The organism is Occultella gossypii, from assembly GCF_019947135.1.
In the GTDB taxonomy this organism is placed as follows: Bacteria; Actinomycetota; Actinomycetes; order Actinomycetales; family Beutenbergiaceae; genus Occultella; species Occultella gossypii.
The window spans coordinates 96,240-116,155 of the sequence record NZ_JAGSHT010000009.1; the positions used below are offsets into that span (position 1 = coordinate 96,240).

At 70.9% G+C, this 19,916-nt stretch carries 17 protein-coding genes; 5 read left to right on the forward strand and 12 right to left on the reverse strand.

All coding sequences use genetic code 11. From position 1 onward, the window contains the following. Window positions 1-19: 19 nt before the first annotated feature. Window positions 20-1,066 (reverse strand): LacI family DNA-binding transcriptional regulator, encoded by a 1,047-nt coding sequence (locus tag KCQ71_RS08875; RefSeq protein ID WP_223404952.1) that lies wholly within the window; start codon window positions 1,064-1,066, stop codon window positions 20-22. Window positions 1,067-1,246: 180 nt separating this feature from the next. Between KCQ71_RS08875 and KCQ71_RS08880 the strand changes: the two genes are divergently transcribed. Together KCQ71_RS08880 and KCQ71_RS08885 are read left to right on the forward strand one after the other, a co-directional pair. Then, a complete protein-coding gene (locus KCQ71_RS08880) occupies window positions 1,247-4,255 on the forward strand; it encodes an MGH1-like glycoside hydrolase domain-containing protein (protein ID WP_223404954.1) in 3,009 nt (1,002 codons plus the stop codon). A 79-nt stretch (window positions 4,256-4,334) separates the two neighbouring features. After that, window positions 4,335-5,312, forward strand: a complete 978-nt coding sequence (locus KCQ71_RS08885) for an MsnO8 family LLM class oxidoreductase (protein ID WP_223404956.1) — start codon at window positions 4,335-4,337, stop codon at window positions 5,310-5,312. Here the strand turns inward: KCQ71_RS08885 and KCQ71_RS08890 are convergent, their stop codons facing one another. From KCQ71_RS08890 to clpS, 5 genes are all read right to left on the reverse strand, one after another. Then, window positions 5,313-8,021, reverse strand: a complete 2,709-nt coding sequence (locus KCQ71_RS08890; RefSeq protein WP_372453975.1) for a phosphoenolpyruvate carboxylase — start codon at window positions 8,019-8,021, stop codon at window positions 5,313-5,315. 67 nt (window positions 8,022-8,088) lie between these two features. Further along, window positions 8,089-8,862: an MBL fold metallo-hydrolase gene (locus tag KCQ71_RS08895; RefSeq protein ID WP_223404958.1), complete on the reverse strand. Its 774-nt coding sequence runs from the start codon at window positions 8,860-8,862 to the stop codon at window positions 8,089-8,091. Continuing rightward, window positions 8,859-9,713 (reverse strand): glutamate racemase, encoded by an 855-nt coding sequence (gene murI / locus KCQ71_RS08900; protein ID WP_223404960.1) that lies wholly within the window; start codon window positions 9,711-9,713, stop codon window positions 8,859-8,861. Before murI ends, KCQ71_RS08895 begins: the two co-directional genes overlap by 4 nt. 39 nt (window positions 9,714-9,752) lie before the next feature. Further along, window positions 9,753-10,367 (reverse strand): DUF2017 domain-containing protein, encoded by a 615-nt coding sequence (locus KCQ71_RS08905; RefSeq protein ID WP_223404962.1) that lies wholly within the window; start codon window positions 10,365-10,367, stop codon window positions 9,753-9,755. Further along, complete coding sequence (gene clpS / locus KCQ71_RS08910) at window positions 10,360-10,668, reverse strand: ATP-dependent Clp protease adapter ClpS (protein WP_223404964.1); 309 nt, start codon at window positions 10,666-10,668, stop codon at window positions 10,360-10,362. The genes KCQ71_RS08905 and clpS overlap by 8 nt, the downstream gene beginning before the upstream one ends. A gap of 76 nt (window positions 10,669-10,744) precedes the next feature. Between clpS and KCQ71_RS08915 the strand changes: the two genes are divergently transcribed. Further along, on the forward strand, window positions 10,745-12,073 hold the full coding sequence (locus KCQ71_RS08915) for a nicotinate phosphoribosyltransferase (RefSeq protein WP_223404967.1): 1,329 nt from the start codon (window positions 10,745-10,747) through the stop codon (window positions 12,071-12,073). A 189-nt stretch (window positions 12,074-12,262) separates the two neighbouring features. Here KCQ71_RS08915 and KCQ71_RS08920 read toward each other — a convergent pair whose 3' ends face one another. The 4 genes from KCQ71_RS08920 to KCQ71_RS08935 all read right to left on the reverse strand — a co-directional run bounded on the left by KCQ71_RS08920 (window position 12,263) and on the right by KCQ71_RS08935 (window position 16,299). Then, complete coding sequence (locus tag KCQ71_RS08920; RefSeq protein WP_223405015.1) at window positions 12,263-14,050, reverse strand: DEAD/DEAH box helicase; 1,788 nt, start codon at window positions 14,048-14,050, stop codon at window positions 12,263-12,265. A 62-nt stretch (window positions 14,051-14,112) separates the two neighbouring features. Beyond that, window positions 14,113-14,472 carry a DUF3039 domain-containing protein gene (locus KCQ71_RS08925; RefSeq protein WP_223404969.1) on the reverse strand — a complete coding sequence of 120 codons (360 nt, stop codon included), beginning with the start codon at window positions 14,470-14,472 and terminating at the stop codon, window positions 14,113-14,115. Window positions 14,473-14,560: 88 nt separating this feature from the next. Beyond that, the gene (locus KCQ71_RS08930; protein ID WP_223404971.1) at window positions 14,561-15,361 is read right to left on the reverse strand and encodes an ABC transporter permease; all 801 of its coding nucleotides are present in this window, start codon (window positions 15,359-15,361) and stop codon (window positions 14,561-14,563) included. Beyond that, window positions 15,358-16,299 carry an ATP-binding cassette domain-containing protein gene (locus KCQ71_RS08935; RefSeq protein ID WP_223404972.1) on the reverse strand — a complete coding sequence of 314 codons (942 nt, stop codon included), beginning with the start codon at window positions 16,297-16,299 and terminating at the stop codon, window positions 15,358-15,360. The genes KCQ71_RS08930 and KCQ71_RS08935 overlap by 4 nt, the downstream gene beginning before the upstream one ends. Before the next feature lie 130 nt (window positions 16,300-16,429). On the opposite strand from KCQ71_RS08935, the gene KCQ71_RS08940 reads away from it, so the two are divergent. Further along, a complete protein-coding gene (locus tag KCQ71_RS08940) occupies window positions 16,430-17,431 on the forward strand; it encodes a TetR/AcrR family transcriptional regulator (RefSeq protein WP_223404974.1) in 1,002 nt (333 codons plus the stop codon). A 76-nt stretch (window positions 17,432-17,507) separates the two neighbouring features. Here the strand turns inward: KCQ71_RS08940 and KCQ71_RS08945 are convergent, their stop codons facing one another. After that, window positions 17,508-17,789 (reverse strand): HU family DNA-binding protein, encoded by a 282-nt coding sequence (locus tag KCQ71_RS08945; protein WP_154793259.1) that lies wholly within the window; start codon window positions 17,787-17,789, stop codon window positions 17,508-17,510. 212 nt (window positions 17,790-18,001) lie between these two features. On the opposite strand from KCQ71_RS08945, the gene KCQ71_RS08950 reads away from it, so the two are divergent. After that, window positions 18,002-19,165 carry an acyl-CoA dehydrogenase family protein gene (locus KCQ71_RS08950; RefSeq protein WP_223404976.1) on the forward strand — a complete coding sequence of 388 codons (1,164 nt, stop codon included), beginning with the start codon at window positions 18,002-18,004 and terminating at the stop codon, window positions 19,163-19,165. A 72-nt stretch (window positions 19,166-19,237) separates the two neighbouring features. Here KCQ71_RS08950 and KCQ71_RS08955 read toward each other — a convergent pair whose 3' ends face one another. Further along, the gene (locus tag KCQ71_RS08955; RefSeq protein ID WP_223404978.1) at window positions 19,238-19,792 is read right to left on the reverse strand and encodes an AMIN-like domain-containing (lipo)protein; all 555 of its coding nucleotides are present in this window, start codon (window positions 19,790-19,792) and stop codon (window positions 19,238-19,240) included. Window positions 19,793-19,916 lie beyond the last annotated feature (124 nt).

Sequence of the window (19,916 nt, forward strand, 5' to 3'; positions counted from 1 at the left end):
GCATCCGATCTGAAAGCTTTCAGGGATGGTTACCGGTCCCGAGCGCGGCCGGCGCGGCCGCATCGTTGCCAGCGGTGCTGGCTCGCACGACGAGTTCCGGACGCAGTCCGCGGTGCTCGTGCACGTGTTCGGGATTGTCCGCCTCGTCCAGCACGAGGCGGACCGCGTGTTCGGCCAGTTGATCGACCGGCTGGCGGACGGTTGTCAGCGGCACGATCGCCGACTGGGCGTAGTCGATGTCGTCATATCCGACGATCGCGATGTCCTCCGGGACCCGGAGCTCACGAGAGACCATCAGGGCCTGCAACAGCCCGATGGCGAGGAGGTCATTGGCCGCGAAGACCGCATCCGGCCGATCCTCCGCCGGGATCGCCTTGAGCATCTCTCCGGCCACTCGGCCGTCGGCGATGGTCTGGTCCGGGGTGTCGATATGGGTGAGTTGCACGCCACGGTGGCGGGCGCAGACACCCTGCGCCCCCAACCAGCGGTCCTCGACCTGATGCAGGGGACCGCCGACGAAGGCGATGTGGCTGCGCCCGATGTCGATGAGGTGCTGAGCGGCCAGTTCACCTCCGACGCGCCCGTCCATCGTGATCGAGCAGAAGCCCGATTCCGCGTGGATATCGAAGAGTACGACGGGCATTCCGCGCTCGCGCAAGCGGTGCATCCGGTCCGTGGTGCCGAGCAGCGGGGCGATGATGACACCGCGCACGCGTTGTTCCTCGAACAGGTCCAGGTAGCGGTCCTCCCGCTCCGGCAGTTGGTCGCTCGATCCGAACACCACGGTATGGCCGGCCTGCTCCCCCGCGGTCTCGCAGGCGTGGGCGAGATCGGCGAAGAACGGGTTTGCGACGTTGAGCACGATCATGCCCAGCGTCGTTCCGCCGCCCATCTTCAACTGCCGAGCCAGGTCGTTGCGGACGAAACCCAGTTCGAGCATGACGGACCGGACCCTCGTCCTGGTCGCCTCGGAGACCAGGTGCGGCTTGTTCATCACATGCGAGACCGTGCCGACCGATACCCCGGCGGCGTCGGCCACCTCTCGGATCCCCACCCGCCGTGCCACCTGTGCTCCTCGCTTGTTGTGCCGCCCGGGGCTCCACCCTAGCTTCGCGACACGCCGTTGCGGTCAGCGGCGCGTCGTCGGCTGCCGAGCCGCCGACCCTGGTGTCCGGCCCAGCGGTGCTGCTACGCTCCCAGCGATTCACCTGAAAGGTTTCAATGACGCAACGATGGAGTGCATCAGATGAGCACCAGGAAGTTCACCATGTCACGGCGCACGTTCCTCCAGGGGTCGGGAGGCGGGTTCGCGTTGGCGGCCGCGGGCGGCCTCGCGACCTCCGGGTCCGCGCAGGCGGCGCCCCCGGAGGCGACCTACCAGCTGGAGAACGGCTTCTTCAGACTGAGCGGCGCCTACGGCAAGCTGACCGAGATCGCCTGCGACCCGAACGGAGCCGGTGCCTACGAACCACCGGCCTTCGCCAATGTGTTCCTCGGCGCGTCCGACTTCTTCGACGCGAACTTCAACGGGGGCGTGACGTTCGAGTCCACCCCCACGGCCGTGAGCCTGACCGGGATCCAACTGCCCTCGCCCGCAAACCTCAAACAGGACGAGTTGAACTCACCGGTGCCGCTGTCGGCGGGCCACACCCTCGGGCAGACCTTCACCACGACCATGCACCGTTTCACACGGGTCGGCGGCCAGTTCCCCACCTGGAGCAACTCCAGCTCGACGATCACCCTCGCGCTGTACGCCGGCACCCCCGAGGCCGGCCTCACCCCGGTCGCCGAACGGCTGGTCGACCCGGTTCAGGACAACGGGTGGGCCTATCTCGATGTGCCCGCACAACCCGCGGGGGTCTACTACCTCGAGATCGCCCACGGCTCGGGGACACCCGGATGGTGGAGTCGGCTCGACGGCACCACCGTCGACGTCGGTGGTGTGGCGTACGGCGACCGCCTGGCCCAGCCGGAGCGCGTCATGACCCTCGACGTCACGGGGTTCGAGGTCGACGGCGTCGCCTCCTGGAACATCTCGCTCGACGGTGCGGACCTGACCTTCGGCTACGACGTCCGGTGGCAGTCCGAGCCGCGCGTCGAGCCGGGTCTGACACTCACCACGACCTGGGTACGCGACGGATACTCCGTGGACCGGGCCGACGGCATCGGCTTCACCCGCTTCTTCGGTGACGAGGGTGCGTACATGCCCGCCCACCAGCTCAAGCGCCGCAGCGAGTGGACGACGCAGATCCCCGGCGCGAGCACTGTCACGGCGACCGGCACCGGACCCTACGACCTTCGCCTCACCGGCACGCGACCGGTCCTCGATGGCGCCATGACCAGCGACGCGATGGCCCTGGCCCTCACCTCCGGCAGCACCGACACCGAGCAGGCACCGGCGCGCACGATCACGGTTGAACTGCGCCCCCACACCGACGAGCTGCCTGCGGTGTTCCCGGTGTTCGTGGCCTCCGACGAGACCCGGGCTGCCCAGGTGTCGACGTTCTACTGGGAGCGGGCGCTCAGTTACCGCTTCGAGGGACACGCGATGGCGTGGGCAGACTGGAACGGCCGCATCCTCGACTGGACCGGCACGACCGGGTCACGCGCCCAGGCCGACTCCCTCCTGAGCACCCCGCTGGACAACGACGGCTACGTCTGGTCCTGGCCCGACTCGCAGGGCTGGCCGTTCCCCGATCCGAACCTCTTCGACGCACGCCACTTCTCGACGAACGCCATGTACATCCTCGGCGCGTGGCGCTACTACTCGTGGACGGGCGACGCCGACTTCCTCGCCACGATGCTGCCGCGGATCCGGCGCGCGATGGCCTTCTACCTCGACACCCTGGGCGGGCGCACCGGCATCGTCACCATCGCGTCACCGGACCACGACGGCCGGGACGGATCCCTGCCCTCCAACTACTGGGACGTCACGTCGTTCGGCTACCGGGATGCCTTCCTGAACGCCTACTTCTACGGAGCGTTGGAGGCGCTCGCCCAGCTCGAGGACCACGTGGGCAACCGGGCCGCATCGGCCAGGCTACGGACGGTGCACAGGCTCGCCAGGAGACGCTACAACCACGTGTTCTGGAACGAGGAGGCCGGCCGGTACGTGCAGACCATCGACGTCGACGGCGTCGCGCACGACTACGGCTCGACGTACGTCAACCTGGAGGCGGCCTCGTTCGGTCTGCCCACAGACGAACAGGCGGCTCGGATCTTCGACTGGCTCGATCACGGCCACACGGAACTGCAGGACGCCGTCGTGCTGATCGACAGTGGCGGGCTTGCGCCGAAGATCGAACCTGGTCACACCATGGGTCAGACCTTCACTGCCGACGCCGGCTTCACGAGCGTCGGGGCGCGGTTCCCGACCTACGGGAACCGTGGCGCGACCTTCACCATGGCGCTGTTCGCCGGTCCCCCCGAACACGCGTCCTCGGTGAAGGTCGCCGAGCAGCAGTTCACCGACTGGTCCGACGGTCGCGTGGCGCACCTGGAGTTCCCTGCGCAGGCACCCGGGGTGTACTACCTGGAGGTCTCGGAGGTCACCGGCACGCTCGCCTGGTGGTCCTCCCCCGCCGTCACACCCGGCGCGGGAGCGTACTCCGACGGCGTGCTCGCCACCGATGCCGCGTCCCGGTTCCTGGTCGCGCTCGCCGACCACGTCGAGGGACCTGCCGACATCTACTCGGCGTGGGTGTTCGCACCCAGGTCGACAACCCGTCGCAACAGCTACTGGTTCTTCCTCACCCATCTGACCACGCCCTGGGGTGAGGAGGTACAGGACGGCGGGGCGATCCTGTACACGTCGGGCTTCGACGTGATGGCACGCGCCCGCTACCGGGGCGCCGACGACGCCTGGGCGCGGCTGACGGCGATCCTCGACAGGTGGGACGAACCGGACCACATCTGCGGCGGCGCCCCACTCTTCCGTGGGGAGAGCACGGTGGACGGCACCATCGGCGGCAGTTCAGTGGGAACGGACATCCCGTTCCCGGAGAGCGGGCTGGCTCCGGCGAGCTTCCTGTACGCGTTCATCGGTCTGGAGGCGGAGCCGGATGCGCTGGTGGTCACTCCGAACCTGCCCGCGGCACTGGACGACGTCGGCGTGCGGAACCTCGTCTGGCGCGGGCGCGCGCTCGATGTGCGCGTCACCCGTACCCTGATCTCGATCACCGCCGACGGAGTGGCCCTCGAGCGGCCATACACGCTTGGTGATTCCGTGCGGGTGAGCCTCGACGAGTTGTCGTAGCGGCACGCTGGTTCGCCGATCGGGGTGGGCTGGGCCACGACCGGGAATGCGCGTCGGCGGCCCGGGGTTGCCGTAGAGGATGGCCACCCCGATCCCGATCTCGTTGCTCGACCGCTCCCGGACCCGGGTGGGTGAAGACGCCGGGCTGGCCCTGCGGGCGAGCGTGCGTCGGGCGGTGCGGGCCGAAGGACTGGGCTTTCGGCGGTTCTGGGTCGCCGAGCACCACAGCGTGCCGGGAATCGCGAGCGGGCATCCGCCGACGTTGATGGCCGCGATCGCCGCGGCGACGCGGTCCATCCGGGTGGGCTCGGGCGGCGTGATGCTGCCGAACCACCGGCCGGTGGTGGTGGCCGAACAGGCGCTCATGCTCGAGGCCCTGTTCCCGGGCCGGATCGACCTCGGGCTGGGCCGCTCGCTGGGCTTCACGAAGCCGGTGCGGACCGCGCTCGGTGTCGAGGGCTACTCCCCCGAGGACTTCGCCCGGGACCTGACCGCGGTGCACGCCTTCCTGCACGGCACCGGCCCGGTCACCGCCATGCCACCGCTCCCGGCGCCGCCGGGCATCCACGTGCTCGCGACCGGATCCGGCCTGAGCGTCGCCGCCGGGCTCGGCCTGCCGGTGGTGGTGGGTGGTCCGATCCTGTTCGGCGACCTGCGTGCGCTCTCCGAGTACCGCGGCGCCTACCGACCGAGCCCGGCGTGGCCCGAGCCGCGGGTGACGATCAGCCTCGAGGTGATGATCGCCGAGACCGCCGAACGGGCACGTGAGCTCCTGCTGCCCGAAGCGGTCGCGCTCGCCGAGTCCCGGACGACCGGCTCGTTCGGCGCGCTGCGAGCGGTGCGCACCGCCGAGGCGGACGCCCTCCCCGAGAAGGTGCGCTCCGCCGTCGGGCGTCAGCTCGGCCAGGCCGTTCACGGCACTGCGGCGCAGGTGCGCGCCGAACTCGGCGACCTGGTCCGGCGCACCGGCGCCGCCGAGGTACTGGCGTCCACGTCCACGTTCGACCACGACGAACTGGCGGCGGCGGACGCCGCCCTGGCGGATCTCGCGACCTGATCAGCCGGTGTTCTGCAGGCCGGCGGCCACTCCGTTCACGGACAGCATCATGACGCGCCGGATCTGGGCGTCGGTGGCCTGGTCCGAGCCGTCCGTGGAGCGCAGCGCCCGCAGGGCCCGCAGCTGGATCAGCGACAGGGCGTCCACGTAGGGGCTGCGCAGCTGCACGGCTCGGCCGAGCACCCGGTGCCCGGCGAGCAGACGGTCCTGACCGGTGATGTCCACGATCCACTGCCGGGTCAGCGCCAGCTCGTCGAGCACCAGCTCGGCGAGGTCGTCCCGGTCGCCCAGGGCGAGGTAGCGACGGGCGATCCGCTCGTCGGTCTTGGCCAGGGACATCTCGACGTTGTCGATCATCGTGGCGAACAGCGGCCACCGGGCGTAGGCGTCCCGGAGCACGCCCGTGTCCCCGACGGCCGCGAGGGCGGTACCGAGGCCGAACCAGCCGGTCAGGTTGATCCGGGCCTGCGTCCACGCGAACACCCACGGGATGGCCCGCAGGTCCTCCAGCGACTCCACGCTCAGACCACGACGGGCCGGCCGCGACCCCAGGGGCAGCCAGCCGACCTCCTCCTGCGGGGTCACCTGCGCGAACCAGGCGGGGAACCCGTCCGCCTTGATCAGCTCGAAGAAGCGCTCGCGGGAGGCCGAGTCCAAGCGGGCCGCGACGTCGGCGAAGTCCCGGGCGGCGGTGGCGTTGCGGTCCGCGATCGCCGGGGTGCCCTGGAGCAGGGTCGCGGCGACGACCTGCTCGATGTGGCGGGCCGCGATCACCGGGTTGCCGTAGCGGGCGAAGATGACCTCGCCCTGCTCGGTCAGCTTGAACCGGCCGTCCACGGAGCCCGGGGGCTGGGCCAGCACGGCACGGTTCGCGGGGCCACCGCCGCGGCCGAGCGCACCGCCACGGCCGTGGAAGAGGGTGAGCCGGATGTCGTTGGCCTCGGCCCACGCGGCGATACGGCTCTGGGCCTCGTAGAGGGCCAGGGTGGCCGCGACCGGGCCGACGTCCTTGGACGAGTCGGAGTAGCCGAGCATGACCTCCACGCGGCGCCCGGTGGCGGCCAGGCGGGTCTGTACCTGCGGCAGGCTCAGCATCTCGTCGAGGACGCCGGGCGCGGCCTGCAGGTCCGCGAACGTCTCGAACAGCGGGATGACGTCCAGGACCGGCGCCTCCTCGGGCGACCCGAGGGCCACCTCGGCGAGCCGGTACACGTTCGCGAGGTCCTGCGCGCTGGTGGTGAAGGAGACGATGTAGCGGCGGGCGGCGAGCTGCCCGTAACGGCGCTGGATCGACGCGATCGAGCGGAGCGTCTCCAGGACCTCCTCGCTCATCTCCCCCAGGGGCGTCCCGGCGTCGATCTCGGCGAGCGTGGCCGCGTGCACCTTCGAGTGCTGCCGGACCTCGAGCTCGGCCAGGTGGAACCCGAACGTCTCGACCTGCCAGATCAGGTGCTGCACCTCGCCGTAGGCCTTGCGCTCGTCTCCCCCGGCGGCGAGGGAGGCCTGCACCACGCGCAGGTCCGTGAGCAGTTCCTCGGGACCGGTGTAGGCCAGGTCCGCGTCCCGGCGGCGGGTCGCGTCGATGCGCTCGGCGATCACCAGCATGACCTGCCGGTGTGGCTCGTTCGGGGACCGGACCGCGATGTCCGCCGTGAGTTCGCCGGCGAGCCGGCGCTGCCGGCTCCAGAGCGCCTCGAGGTCCGCCGAGGCGGGCGTGGTGCCACCGTCCAGCGTGAGGCTGCGCCCCACGCGCTGCGCCACCCGCTCGAGCCCGACCAGCACGTGCTCGGCGGCGATGGCCGCGGCGGCCCGGGTGACCGAGGCGGTGACGTTCGGGTTGCCGTCCCGGTCCGCCCCGATCCAGCTGCCGAGCCGAACGAACGCGGGGGCGACGGGGACCTTGCGGCCGTCCGGATCGGAGTCGAGCAGCACGTCCAGCTCCCGGTACACCTTCGGGAGCGTGGTGAACAGCGTCTCGTCGAACACGCCCATGGCGGTGCGGACCTCGTCCAACGGGGTCGGCTTCTCGGTGCGCAGCGGCGAGGTGCGCCAGAGCGTGTCGATCTCGGAGAGCAGGTTGCGGCGGTTCTCCTCGAGCGCGTGCGGCCCCCGGCGGGGGTCGTCCCGCTCGCCGATCAGGTCCGTGATGCGGCGGATCGACGCGGCGACCGCGCGGCGCCGCGCCTCGGTGGGGTGTGCGGTCAGGACCGGGCGGAACTCCAGTTCGGAGACCCGACGGCGGGCCTCGTCCGCGCCGACCTGGTCCACGAGGAACGCCAGGGCGGTCTCGAGGGTCTCCTCCGGCGCGCGCGCCGGCGCCTTCGCGGCGGTGTCCCGCGAGCGCAGCGTGCGCACCCGGTGGTACTCCTCGGAGAGGTTGACGAGGTGGAAGTAGCAGGTGAAGGCCCGAGCGACCTCCTCCGCGCGCTCCAGGGAGAACGTCTCCACCAGCGCCTCCGCGGCCTCGAACGCGCCGGTGTCGGAGCCGGAGTAGGCGGCGATGGTGAGCTCACGCAGCCGTTCCACGTCGGCGAGCAGGTCCGGCCCGCCGCTCTCGGTGAGGATGATGCCGAGCAGTTCGCCGAGCAGTCGCACGTCATGACGCAGGGCGTCCGGCATATCCTGCCGGGCACCCTTGCGCGAACCGGACGCGATGCCGGTGGCGGGGGTCTGCGGGGAGGTCGAGGATGCCTCACTCGAGGAATTCATGGCTCGAGCGTACCTACGCGTCGGCCCTTCGCCGTCGGGCGTCTCACCGGACGACCCCGGGCCCGCCTCAGAGCGCCCAGGTGGCGCCGGGCTCGGCCAGATCCACCGGCCCGGAGTACGCCGTGAGCGCCTCCGCGTGCACCGTGGCCGGCGACGTCCACGGCGGGATGTGGGTCAGCACGAGCCGGCGCGTACCCGCCCCGCGGGCGAGCTCCCCGGCCCGCCGACCGGTCAGGTGGATACCGCGGACCGTGTCCCGGCCCTCCTCGAACGCGGCCTCGCTGAGCAGGAGGTCGGCGCCCTCGGCAGCCTCGGCCACCCCGGCGCACGCGTCGGTGTCCCCGGTGTAGGTGATCACCCGGGTCCCGCCGCCGTTCTCGGCGGGCCCGGTGATCCGCATCGCGTAGGCGGGTGTGGGGTGCCGCACCACGAACGGCGCGATGGTCAACGGGCCGATCCGCACGGGGGCGGCCGGGTCCCAGGTGAACACCCGGAACTGGTCGTCGGGAGTGTCGGAGTCCCCGCAGATCTGCGCCAGCCGGGTCTGGGTGCCGTCCGGTCCGTAGACGTCCACGCGGGGGTGCGGGGCGCCGGGCCCGTACTTCAGGTACACGTGCAGGGCGGCGGTGTCGACGACGTGGTCGGCGTGCAGGTGGGACAGCAGCACGCCGTCGAGGGTCGTCGGGTCCCCGTGGCGCAGGAGCTGCCCGAACGCGCCGGAGCCGAGGTCGAGGAGCACCCGCCAGGTGCGTCCGTCGTGATCGGCCTCGACCAGGTAGCAGGAGGACGCCGAGTCCGGCCCGGAGACGGACCCGGACGAGCCGATGATCGTCAGCCTCATGTGGTGGCCTCCTCGTCGGCCACCACGATCCGGGGGATCTCCCCGGTGACCTCGGCGGCGCTCTCGGCGCCAACCTCGGGGCCGAGGAACCGGCGGGCCAGGCCGGTGAAGCCGCGCGGGTCCCCGGTCGCCAGGAAGCGGTGCTCCGGCGGGGTGGCGGCGGTGCGTTCGAGGTCGTGCGCGACGAGCTCGCGGTAGACGTCCTTCGCGGTCTCCTCGGCGCTGGAGACCAGCGTCACGGCGTCGCCGACGACGTACTGGATCACGCCGGTGAGCAGCGGGTAGTGGGTGCAGCCGAGCACGAGCGTGTCCACGTCCGCGGCCGTGACCGGGGCGAGGTAGTCGCGAGCCGCCTCGAGCAGTTCCGGGCCGGAGGTGATGCCGCGTTCGACGAACTCCACGAACCGCGGCGCGGCGGTGGTGACCAGGTTCAGGTGGGGTGCGGCCGCGAACGCATCCTCGTAGGCGCGTGAGTCGATGGTGGCGCGGGTGCCGATGACGCCGACCCGGCCGGTGCGGCTGGTCGCCACGGCGCGGCGGACCGCCGGCGCGATGACCTCGACGACCGGGACACCCATGCCGATCGTGTACCGTTCGCGGGCGTCCCGCAGCACCGCGGCGGAGGCGGAGTTGCACGCGATGACGAGCATCTTGACCCCGGAGCGGACCAGGTCGTCCATGATCGTCAGGGCGTGCGCGCGCACCTGGGCGATCGGCAGCGGGCCGTACGGGCCGTTCGCCGTGTCACCGATGTAGAGGGTCGACTCGTTCGGCAGCTGGTCGATGACGGCCCGTGCCACCGTGAGGCCGCCGACGCCAGAGTCGAAGATCCCGATGGACGCGTCGTTCACGCGACCGAGGGTAGCCCGGTGCGGCGACGGCGAACCGATTCAATCGGGGAGTGTGGGCAGCATCACCTGCAGCAGAGACTCCTGCAGCCAGGTCAGCGCCGAATAGAGCAGGGCGAGCGCCTCGCGGATCTCGTCCTCGTCCGCCTCGGCACCCATCGTGCTCAGCCGGTAGACGTCCTCGGCGTCGGAGTCGGTGCGGATCCCGAGCCGCTCGGCCAGCACGAGCCGCACGTCGGTCAGTGCCGCCGCCCAGTCCATGGCGCGCTCGGTCGGCACGTGGATCTTCGTGCCCGGCCGGCGCAGCTCGTCGAAGACCATCCGCAGCCGAGCGGCCTTCGCCGACCTGAGGTCCGCCTCGGTGAGCCGACGGAACTCGTCAGCGACGCCGTCGTCCTCCTTGCTCGCCGACGGCAGCAGGCGCGCCAGCGCCGGGTCGGCGGGTTCGCTCACGTCGTCCGCGGACCAGGTCATCGAGGGCCCGACGGCGGAGCTCGCCTCCTCGAGTTCGCTCGCCTCGTCGAGGCGGCCGAGCGGAACCCCGAGCAGCTGGGAGGTGTCCGCGATCACCCGGGAGATGATCGTCCGCTCGTGCGGGTCGAGCTCGGCCAGGTATTCGCCGCGGCGGAACGAGAAGGCTCGCATCGGGTCAGTCACCGTCCTGGGAGAGCGTGGCCCACAGGCCGTAGGAGTGCATCGCCTGCACGTCCACCTCCATCTGCTCGCGGGTGCCCGAGGAAACGGCACTGCGCCCCTCGTTGTGGACCTGCAGCATGAGGCGGTTGGCCTTCTCGGCCGAGAACCCGAAGTAGGAGCGGAACACGTAGGCGACGTAGCTCATCAGGTTCACCGGGTCGTTCCAGACGATGGTCCGCCACGGCCGGTCGTGGGCCGGGCGGATGCCCTCCTCGATGTCCGCCTCCGGGGTGGCGACCGGGAGTTGGGTGGCGAGGACCATGCCCCCAAGGGTAGGCGCATCGCGACCGCCTGATGCCACGCGCGCATTCCTCCTGTGCACCGTTACGGTATGACGCATGTCTGGAGCCTCCGCGGCGAGCACCGCGCTGCTGACCGACCGGTACGAGTTGACGATGGTGCAGGCCGCGCTGGCCGACGGCACCGCGTCACGCCGGTCCGTGTTCGAACTGTTCACCCGGCGGCTGCCCAACGGCCGCCGGTACGGCGTGGTGTCCGGCACCGGGCGCCTGCTCGAGGCGATCACGGCGTTCCGGTTCGGCGACGACGAACTCGACTACCTGCGCAGCGGCAACGTGGTGGACGCGCAGACCCTGGACTTCCTCGCGAACTACCGGTTCACCGGGGACATCTACGGCTACGCCGAGGGCGAGGTGTTCTTCCCCGGCTCCCCGCTGCTGGTGGTGGAGTCCTCGTTCGCGGAGGGCGTCATCCTGGAGACCCTCGCGCTGTCGATCCTGAACTACGACTCGGCGGTCGCCTCGGCCGCGTCCAGGATGACCAGTGCGGCGGGCAGCCGGCCGTGCCTGGAGATGGGCGGCCGGCGGGCACACGAGTGGGCGGCCGTGGCCGCTGCCCGCGCTGCGATCGTCGCCGGGTTCACCGGCACCTCCAACCTCGAGGCGGGGCGCCGGTACGACCTGCCCACGATCGGTACCGCGGCCCACTCCTTCACGCTGCTGCACGACGACGAGGCTTCGGCGTTCGCCGCGCAGGTGGCGTCGTACGGGCCGGACACGACGCTGCTCGTGGACACCTATGACATCGCCGAGGGTGTGCGCCGGGCCATCGACGCCGCCGGGACCGGCCTGGACTCGGTGCGCCTGGACTCCGGCGACCTCGGTGTGGTGGCCCGGGAGGTGCGCGAGCAGCTGGACTCCCTGGGTGCTGCCGGCACGAAGATCGTGGTGTCCTCCGACCTGGACGAGTACGCCATCGCCTCGCTCGCCGTGGCGCCGGTGGACTCCTACGGCGTCGGTACCTCCGTGGTGACCGGCTCCGGTGCGCCCACGTGCGGCATGGTCTACAAGCTCGTGCTCCGGGAGGGCGGCAGCGGTCAGATGGAGCCGGTCGAGAAGGCCTCGAGCTCCAAGACCAGCGTCGGCGGGCGCAAGAGCGCGGCCCGCCGCCTCGACGCCGCGGGCCGGGCCAGCGAGGAGCTCGTGGTGGCCGGCGCGCAGGGCGACTGGGTTCCCGAGGACGAGGACCTGCGGCCGCTGCACGTGCCGCTGGTCCGCGACGGCGTCGTCGAGGCCGGGTACACCGGCGCCGAGGGTGTCCGCCGCGCCGCGGCCCGGCACGCCGCCGCCCGGGCGGAACTGGCCCCGTCGGCCCGACGCCTGTCCAAGGGCGACCCGGCGGTGCCCACGACGCACGTCACGCTTTGACCCGGTGCATCGCCCACCCCGCAGCCTCGCCCTCGCTGGCCGAGACGGCGCGTTTCAGGTGAGGCAGCCGAACTGTTCGCCCAACTGTGCCGCCCAGTTAGTCACCTAGGCGTCGAGTAAGTCGTGAACGAACGACTACCTCGACGGCTTGGTGACTACCTCGACGACGCCACCACCCAGTGGCGGCAGCTACTTCTGCCCGACGAACCAGCGCCGCACCTGCGAGATCCGCGAGCGCAGGTGGTCGGCGGAGGCGGTGGCGACCTCTCCCCCGCCGCTGTGCTCACGCAGCCGGGTGTGCACCACGCCGTGCGGGGTGCCGCTGCGCCGGGCCCAGGCCTTGACGAGCGAGTTCAGCTCCTTGCGCAGCTCGGCGACGGCTCGGTGGTCATCGACCGGGGCCGCCTCGGCCGCCGGGGTGCGCCGCTTGCGGGCGGCGACGTGCTCGGCCTGCCGGGTGCGCAGCAGAGTGGCGACCTGGTCGGCGTCGAGCAGTCCCGGGATGCCGAGGAAGTCCTGCTCCTCGTCCGAGCCGAGCTCACCACCGGTGCCGAACTCACCGCCGTCGAAGAGCACCTTGTCGAATGACGCCTGCGCCTCGAGCGCCTCGAAGCCGGGCAGCATCATCTCGTCGGACGCCGACTCGGACCGGTTCGCAGCGGCGACCAGGGCGTCCTCGGGGTTGTAGAAGTCGCCCTCCTCCTCGACCGTCTTGGGCCGGTCCAGGGCGTGGTCACGCTCGGTCTCGAGTTCGTTCGCCAGGCCGAGCAGGTTCGGCACGGACGGCAGGAAGATCGAGGCGGTCTCGCCACGCTTGCGGGCCCGGACGAACCGGCCGACGGCCTGGGCGAAGAACAGCGGGGTCGCGGTGGAGGTCGCGTAGACCCCGACGGCCAGGCGCGGCACGTCCACGCCCTCGGAGACCATCCGCACCGCCACCATCCAGCGCTGGTCGCCGGCGCCGTACTCCTCGATCCGCTTGGAGGCGCCCTCGTCGTCGGAGAGCACCACCACCGGTGACTCGCCGGTGATCCGGCGCAGGTGACCGGCGTACGCGCGGGCCTTGGTCTGGTCGGTGGCGATCACCAACCCGCCGGCGTCCGGAACCCCGCGCCGTACCTCGGACAGGCGCTTGTCCGCGGCCGCGAGCACGGACGGGATCCACTCGCCCTTCTCGTCCAGCGCGGTCCGCCAGGCCTGGTTGATCATGTCCTTCGTGAGCGGCTCGCCGAGGCGGGCACTGACCTCGTCGCCGGCCTTCGTGCGCCAGCGCATCTGCCCCGAGTAGGACAGGAAGATGACCGGCCGCACCACGCCGTCCCGCAGTGCGTCACCGTAGCCGTAGGAGTGGTCCGCCTGGGAGCGCCGGATGCCGTGCGCGTCCGGGGCGTAGGTGATGAACGGGATCTTCGCCGTGTCGGACCGGAACGGGGTCCCGGTCAGGGACAGCCGGCGGGTGGCCGGTTCGAACGCCTCCCTGATCGCATCGCCCCAGGAGAGGGCGTCGCCACCGTGATGTACCTCGTCGAGGATGACCAGGGTGGGCGCGGCCTCGGTGCGGGCGCGGTGCAGGTTGGGGTTCGCGGCGACCTGCGCGTAGGTGAGCGCGACGCCGTCGTAGGCGGCACCGTGCCGGCCCTGCGCGTTCTTGAAGTTCGGGTCGATCTTGATGCCCACACGGCCGGCGGCGTCCGCCCACTGGGTCTTCAGGTGTTCCGTCGGCGCGACCACCGTGATCCGGCGGACCACGCGCTGCTCGAGCAGTTCGGTCGCCACCCGCAGCGCGAACGTGGTCTTCCCGGCGCCGGGCGTCGCCACCGCGAGGAAGTCCCGGGGCTGGCGCTCCAGGTAGGAGTCCAGTGCCGCCGCCTGCCACGCACGCAGCCGGGATGCGGTGCCCCAGGGGGCGCGGGCAGGGTAGGCCGGGGGCAGGTGCGACGCGGCGGCCGTCGACCCGACAGCCTGGTCCGGGCGCACGGCATGGGCGCGCGAGCCAGATGCTTCGGGGTGGGACGGGGAGCCGGTGGAGGTACCCGAGGTCACTTCTTGGAGCCGAAGCCGAAGAACCCGCGACCCTTGCCGCCGGACTCCGAGCCCGCGCCGTCCTTGCCGCCACCACCGCTGGTGAGACCCTCGAAGATCTCCTTGCAGGCGGGGCAGATCGGGAACTTGCTGGGATCGCGGTTCGGCGTCCAGACCTTGCCGCACAGAGCGATCACCGGGGCGCCGGACACGGCGGAGGCGGTGATCTTCTCCTTTTTGACGTAGTGCGCGTAGCGCTCGGCGTCACCGGGCGAAGCCTCCTCCCGCACCTCCGCCCGCTCCAGGACGTCGGTGCCGGTGCCCGATGAAAGGCGCTCGGTCTCCTGGGGCTGCGTGGGAGGAAGGGGCTCACTCATGGGACCAGTGTACGAAGTCCGCGCCCAGGTTGCGTCCCGGGCGCGGACTTCGGTGCGGTGGGGTGCCGCACACTGCCACGAACCTGTGTCAGCGGCGTCCGGCCTTGCGCCGGAACATGATGGTGGACCAGGCCACCGCTGCCACGATGATTCCGACACACCACGCCACGGCCACGAGCGGGGCGTTCCCGGACTCGACCCCCGTGAGCAGCCCTCGGATCGACTCGATCACCGGGGTGATCGGCTGATGCTCGGCCACGCCGCGCAACCAGTTGGGCAGCGTCTCGGTCGGCACGAACGCGCTGGACAGGTACGGCAGGAACAACAGGATGAAGCCGTACCCGTTGGCCGCCTCGGGGTTGCCACTGGCCAGGCCGATCGCCGCGAACAGGTAAGTGATGGTCAGGATGTACAGCGCCACCAGGGCGATCGCCGCGACCCACTCCCCGACCGTCGCCGTGGGCCGGAACCCGATCGCGAGCGCCACGCCGATGACGATCGCGGTGGCCGCGAGGTTGCGCGCCAGGCTGGCGACCACGTGCCCGGTGATGACGGCCGAGCTGCGGACCGGCATCGTCCGCAGCCGGTCCATGAACCCGGTCGCCGAGTCGTTCGCCACATCCACCCCGGTCGACGACGCACCGAACCCGGCGCACAGCAGGATGATCCCCGGAACCACGTAGGTCACGTACTGGCCGTCGGGAGAGATCGCGGTGCCGAACACGTACACGAACAGCAGCATCAGCATCACCGGGAGCACGACTGCCATCAGGAGCGACTCGACATTGCGGACAGTGTGCCGCATGCTGCGGGCGATGAAGGTCCGCTCCTCGGTGCCGAGCGGCAGTCGGGCGGGGGCCGACGGCGGCGCGGCGATAAGGGCGGTCATCGGTGGTTCCTTCCGGTGGTCACCAGCGCGTCGGCCCCGGTGTCGGTCCTTGGGTCGCTGTGGCCGTTCGGCTCGGCGTCGGGTTCGGTGAGGGCGAGGAACACGTCGTCCAGGCTCGGGCGGCGCAGGCCGACCGTCCCGGTCAGCCCACGCGCGTCGATCGCGTCGAGTGCCGCACGCAGCGCGTGTACCGAGCCGTCCGTCGGCACCTCGTGCAGCACCCGTCCGTCCGAGCCACGCACCTCCACGACCTCGCCGCCCACACTCTGCTTGAGCTCGGTGGGCGTGCCCTCGGCCACGATCCGCCCCTGCCGGAGCACGCCGATCCGGTCGGCGAGCTGATCGGCCTCCTCGAGGTACTGGGTCGTCAGCAGGATGGTGGTGCCCTCGGCGCGAAGGGAGCGGATCACATCCCAGAGCTCGAGCCGGCTGCGTAGGTCCAGGCCGGTGGTCGGCTCGTCCAGGAACAGCACCTGGGGCACGGTCACGAGACTCAGCGCGATGTCGAGACGACGGCGCATCCCGCCCGAGTAGGCCTTGACCGGTTTGTCGGCGGCGTCGGTCAGACCGAACTGCTGGAGCAGCTCGGCGGTGCGGCGCCGGTTCGCGATCGCCCGCAGCCCCGCGAGCGACCCCATCATGCGCAGGTTCTCCGCACCGGTCAGGAGCTCGTCGACCGCCGCGGACTGACCGGTGAGCCGGATCCGGCGCCGCACGCCGACCGGGTCCCGGCGCAGGTCCGCGCCCTCGATCCGGGCGCTGCCGCCGTCGGCTTGAACCAGCGTGGACAGGATGTTCACCAGGGTCGTCTTCCCCGCCCCGTTCGGCCCGAGCAGGGCGAACACGGTCCCCCGTGTGACCCGAAGGTCGATGCCGGCGAGCACTGCCTGCCGGCCGAAGGACTTGGTCACCCCCTGGACGTCGATCGCTGTGGTCATGCGCTGCTCCTTCACGTAACTGTCTACCTCGCACACTGTGTGCGCCACACACTGTATATGCCGCACGCAGTCCTGTATAGGGCATACACAGAAGTGGACGAGAACGGGCCGGCTCGGCGAGGATGGGCCGATGGAGATGCCCGACGAACGCACCGAGGTCGACCTTCCCCGTGGCATCGCGCTCGCGTGGGGCGTCGCAGCGAACCCGCAGCGCGGACCCAAGCGGGAGATGAGCATCGAACGCATCGTGGAGGCCGCGGTGGAGATCGCCGATGCCGACGGGCTCGGCGCGGTCTCGATGTCCGCCGTCGCGGCCCGGCTCGGATTCACCACCATGTCGCTGTACCGGTACGTCTCGGCCAAGGACGACCTGATCCTGCTGATGCAGGAACACGGCATCGGCCTGCCCCCGCTGAGCGTGCAGGAGGCGCAGACGTGGCAGGACGGCATGCTGGCCTTCTACCGCGCGAACGTCCAGATCTACGAGGCGCACCCGTGGGTGCTCGACATCCAGATCACCGGTACCCCGAACACGCCGAACAACCTCGCCTGGGTCGAGGCCGGCCTGGTGGTGATGCGCGACGCCCCGCTGACCAGTTCGGAGAAGATCTCCACGGTGCTGTTGTTCACCGGCCATGCGCGCTGGTCGGCCGGGATCGCTCGCGGTTACACCCGGTCCGCCTCCGACCAGGGCCAGAGCACGGCCGAGTTGGAGAGGGCCGAGGCCGAACTGATCGCGAGCCTGATCACGGAAGACATGTTCCCGACCCTGACGGCCGCGATCCGGGCCGGCGCCCTCACCGACGAGAGCGACCCGTTCGAGTTCGGCCTGCAGCGCATCCTCGAGGGGGTGGAGCACCACATGGCCGCCCGCGTCGCCGACGGCGCCACTGCTGCCTCCGTAGCAAGGCCGGAGGAGACGAGCACCGACGCCCACCCGAAAGACCCTGCGGTACGGCAGGCCAGAGCCGCCCGGCGCGAGGCTGAGGCGAAGCTGCGCGAGGCGCTCCGCAAGGAACGGGAAGCCGTCGCCAAGGCAGAGGATCGGGCCGCGAAGGCCGCGGACAAGGCGCGGGCGCAGGCCGCCAAGGAACGCGAGCGTCAGGAGAAGGCGGCCGCACGCAAGGCCTGAGCATACGAAAGGGCGCGGGGATCACCCCCGCGCCCTTTCGTGTGCGGCGCCGACCGGAGTCAGGCGCCGCGTGGGATCACTTGGCGACGGCCTTCTTCAGGGCCGAGCCTGCGGACACCTTGACACCGAAGCCGGCCGGGATCTGGATCTCCTCGCCGGTGCGGGGGTTGCGGCCGGTGCGCGCAGCGCGCTCGACACGCTCAACGCTGAGCAGACCGGTCACCTTGACGGCCTCGCCCTTGCCCAGCGACTCGATCAGAACGTCCTGCAGCGCGGACAGCGCGGCGTCGGCCTGCGTCTTGGTCAGCGAAGCCTTCTCGGCGATCGCGGCAACAAGGTCAGTGCGGTTGACGGACACGTAGGTTCCCTCTCATCGTGCGGAATCGCGTCCCGAATGGGATGCGCCGGGACCGACACTACGACTCCAAGGGGCCGATCCGCGTATTTCAGGCCCTGATTTCGGCGTGTTTCCGCCAACTTGGCCCCATTTCACCCTCAGCGGAGCGAACTTTCGTCAGTTTGGTCACATCCGTCACATCTGTCCCGTGCCGCCGTGGCAGTGTTGTGGCCATGAGCCTGCTCACCGATGACCTGCTGACGCGCATCCGTTCCCGCGCCGCCGACTACGACCGCGCGAACGCGTTCTTCACCGAGGACCTCGAGGACCTCAAGGCCGCGGGGTACCTCACCGCCCTGGTGCCCGAGGAGTTCGGCGGAGCCGGGCTCACCCTCGAAGAGCTGACTCGCGAGCAGATGCGCCTGGCCGGTGCGGCGCCGTCGACCGCTCTCGCCGTGAACATGCACCACGTGTGGGTCGGGGTCGCCAAGACCGTCCACGACCGCGGTGACGACTCCCTCGACTTCGTCCTCACCGAGGCGGCCGCCGGGGAGATCTTCGCCTTCGGCGTCTCCGAACGCGGCAACGATCTGGTCCTGTTCGGTTCCACCACCGAGGCAAGGCCCGACGGCGCGGGTGCCTACACGTTCCACGGCACCAAGATCTTCACCTCGCTCTCGCCGGCCTGGACCCGGATGGGCACGTTCGGCATGGACACCGTGTCCGAGGACGCGCCACGGTCGGTGTACGGCTTCATCACCCGCGACGGTGGCGGCGTGGAGATCAAGGACGACTGGGACACCCTCGGGATGCGCGCCTCCCAGTCCTGCACCACGGTGCTCGACGGCGCCCCTGCCGCCGCGGACCGGATCGCCCGCCGGCTGGTCCCCGGCCCGAACGCGGACCCGTTCATCTTCGGCATCTTCGCGAACTTCGAGATCCTGCTGGCCGCGGTCTACACCGGCATCGCCCAGCGTGCGCTCGACGTTGCCGTGCAGACGGTGCACAAGCGGACCTCGCTGAAGAACGACGGGGCTCCCTACGCACATGACCCGGACATCCGCTGGCGGATCGCCGATGCCGCGATCGCGCTCGACGGGATCGGGCCGCAGATCGCGACACTCGCCTCCGACGTCGACAACCTCGTCGACCATGGCGCCATGTGGTTCGCGAGACTGTCCGCGGTCAAGGTCCGCGCGACCGAGACGGCCAAGGACGTCGTCGAGAAGGCGATCAGGGTCTCCGGCGGCAGCTCGTACTTCAACCGCAGCGAGCTCTCCCGGCTCTACCGCGACGTGCTCGCCGGACTCTTCCACCCGAGCGACGACGAGTCGGCCCACGCCACGATGGCGAATGCTCTGCTCGGCCCCGTGCCCTCACCGTCGTCCGGCGACTGACGCGACGAGAGCGGGTCCGCTGCCCCGCGAACCCGCCCCACGCCGTCGGGCATCGACCCTCGGCACCTCACGTCACCAACGGTGCGCGACGTCGACGACGAGCCTGCTCATGTCACCGGGGCCATCGAGGATGAAGACGCGGAACGGCAGCCGCGCCCGGACGCCAAGCCCGATCGTGGTCTGCCCCTCGAAGCTGCCGGCGTAGGCGACCTGGCGGAACGTGGCGTAGCCGCTGACGTTGACGAGGTCGACATGTGAGCGCCCACCCGGGTAGTACACCCGGCCCGAGTCGTCGTAGACCGGCACCCGCAGGACGATCTGGAGGTCCGCGCCGCCGCGCAGCGGGACCACGCGGCCCTCGCCCTCGGTGGTGACCGTGCCGTACCGCACGTCGTAGCCCTCGATGTTCCCCTGGATATCGAAGACGATCCGGTCGTAACAGGCGTGCCGGCCGGTCCTGACGTTCGTGAGCCAGGAGCTGCTGGACATGGTCGGATCGGACTCCGGCAGCGACCCCCACCGGATACCGCAGTACGGACTGCTGGCGGCGGTCGCGGCGGGCCCGGCCGGGACGATGAAGATCGCCCCGAGGACCAGGCTGAGCAGAACTGTGAACAAGCGCTTCATGACGTTCCCCTTTCCTGAGATCCCCCGATCGTGTGGTCCCTGCGATTCGCACGCTACGCCCGGTCCGAGGCGCCCGGGAGGGGGTCTGTGGTCACGGATCCATCACGCCCGGAACGTTGGGGCG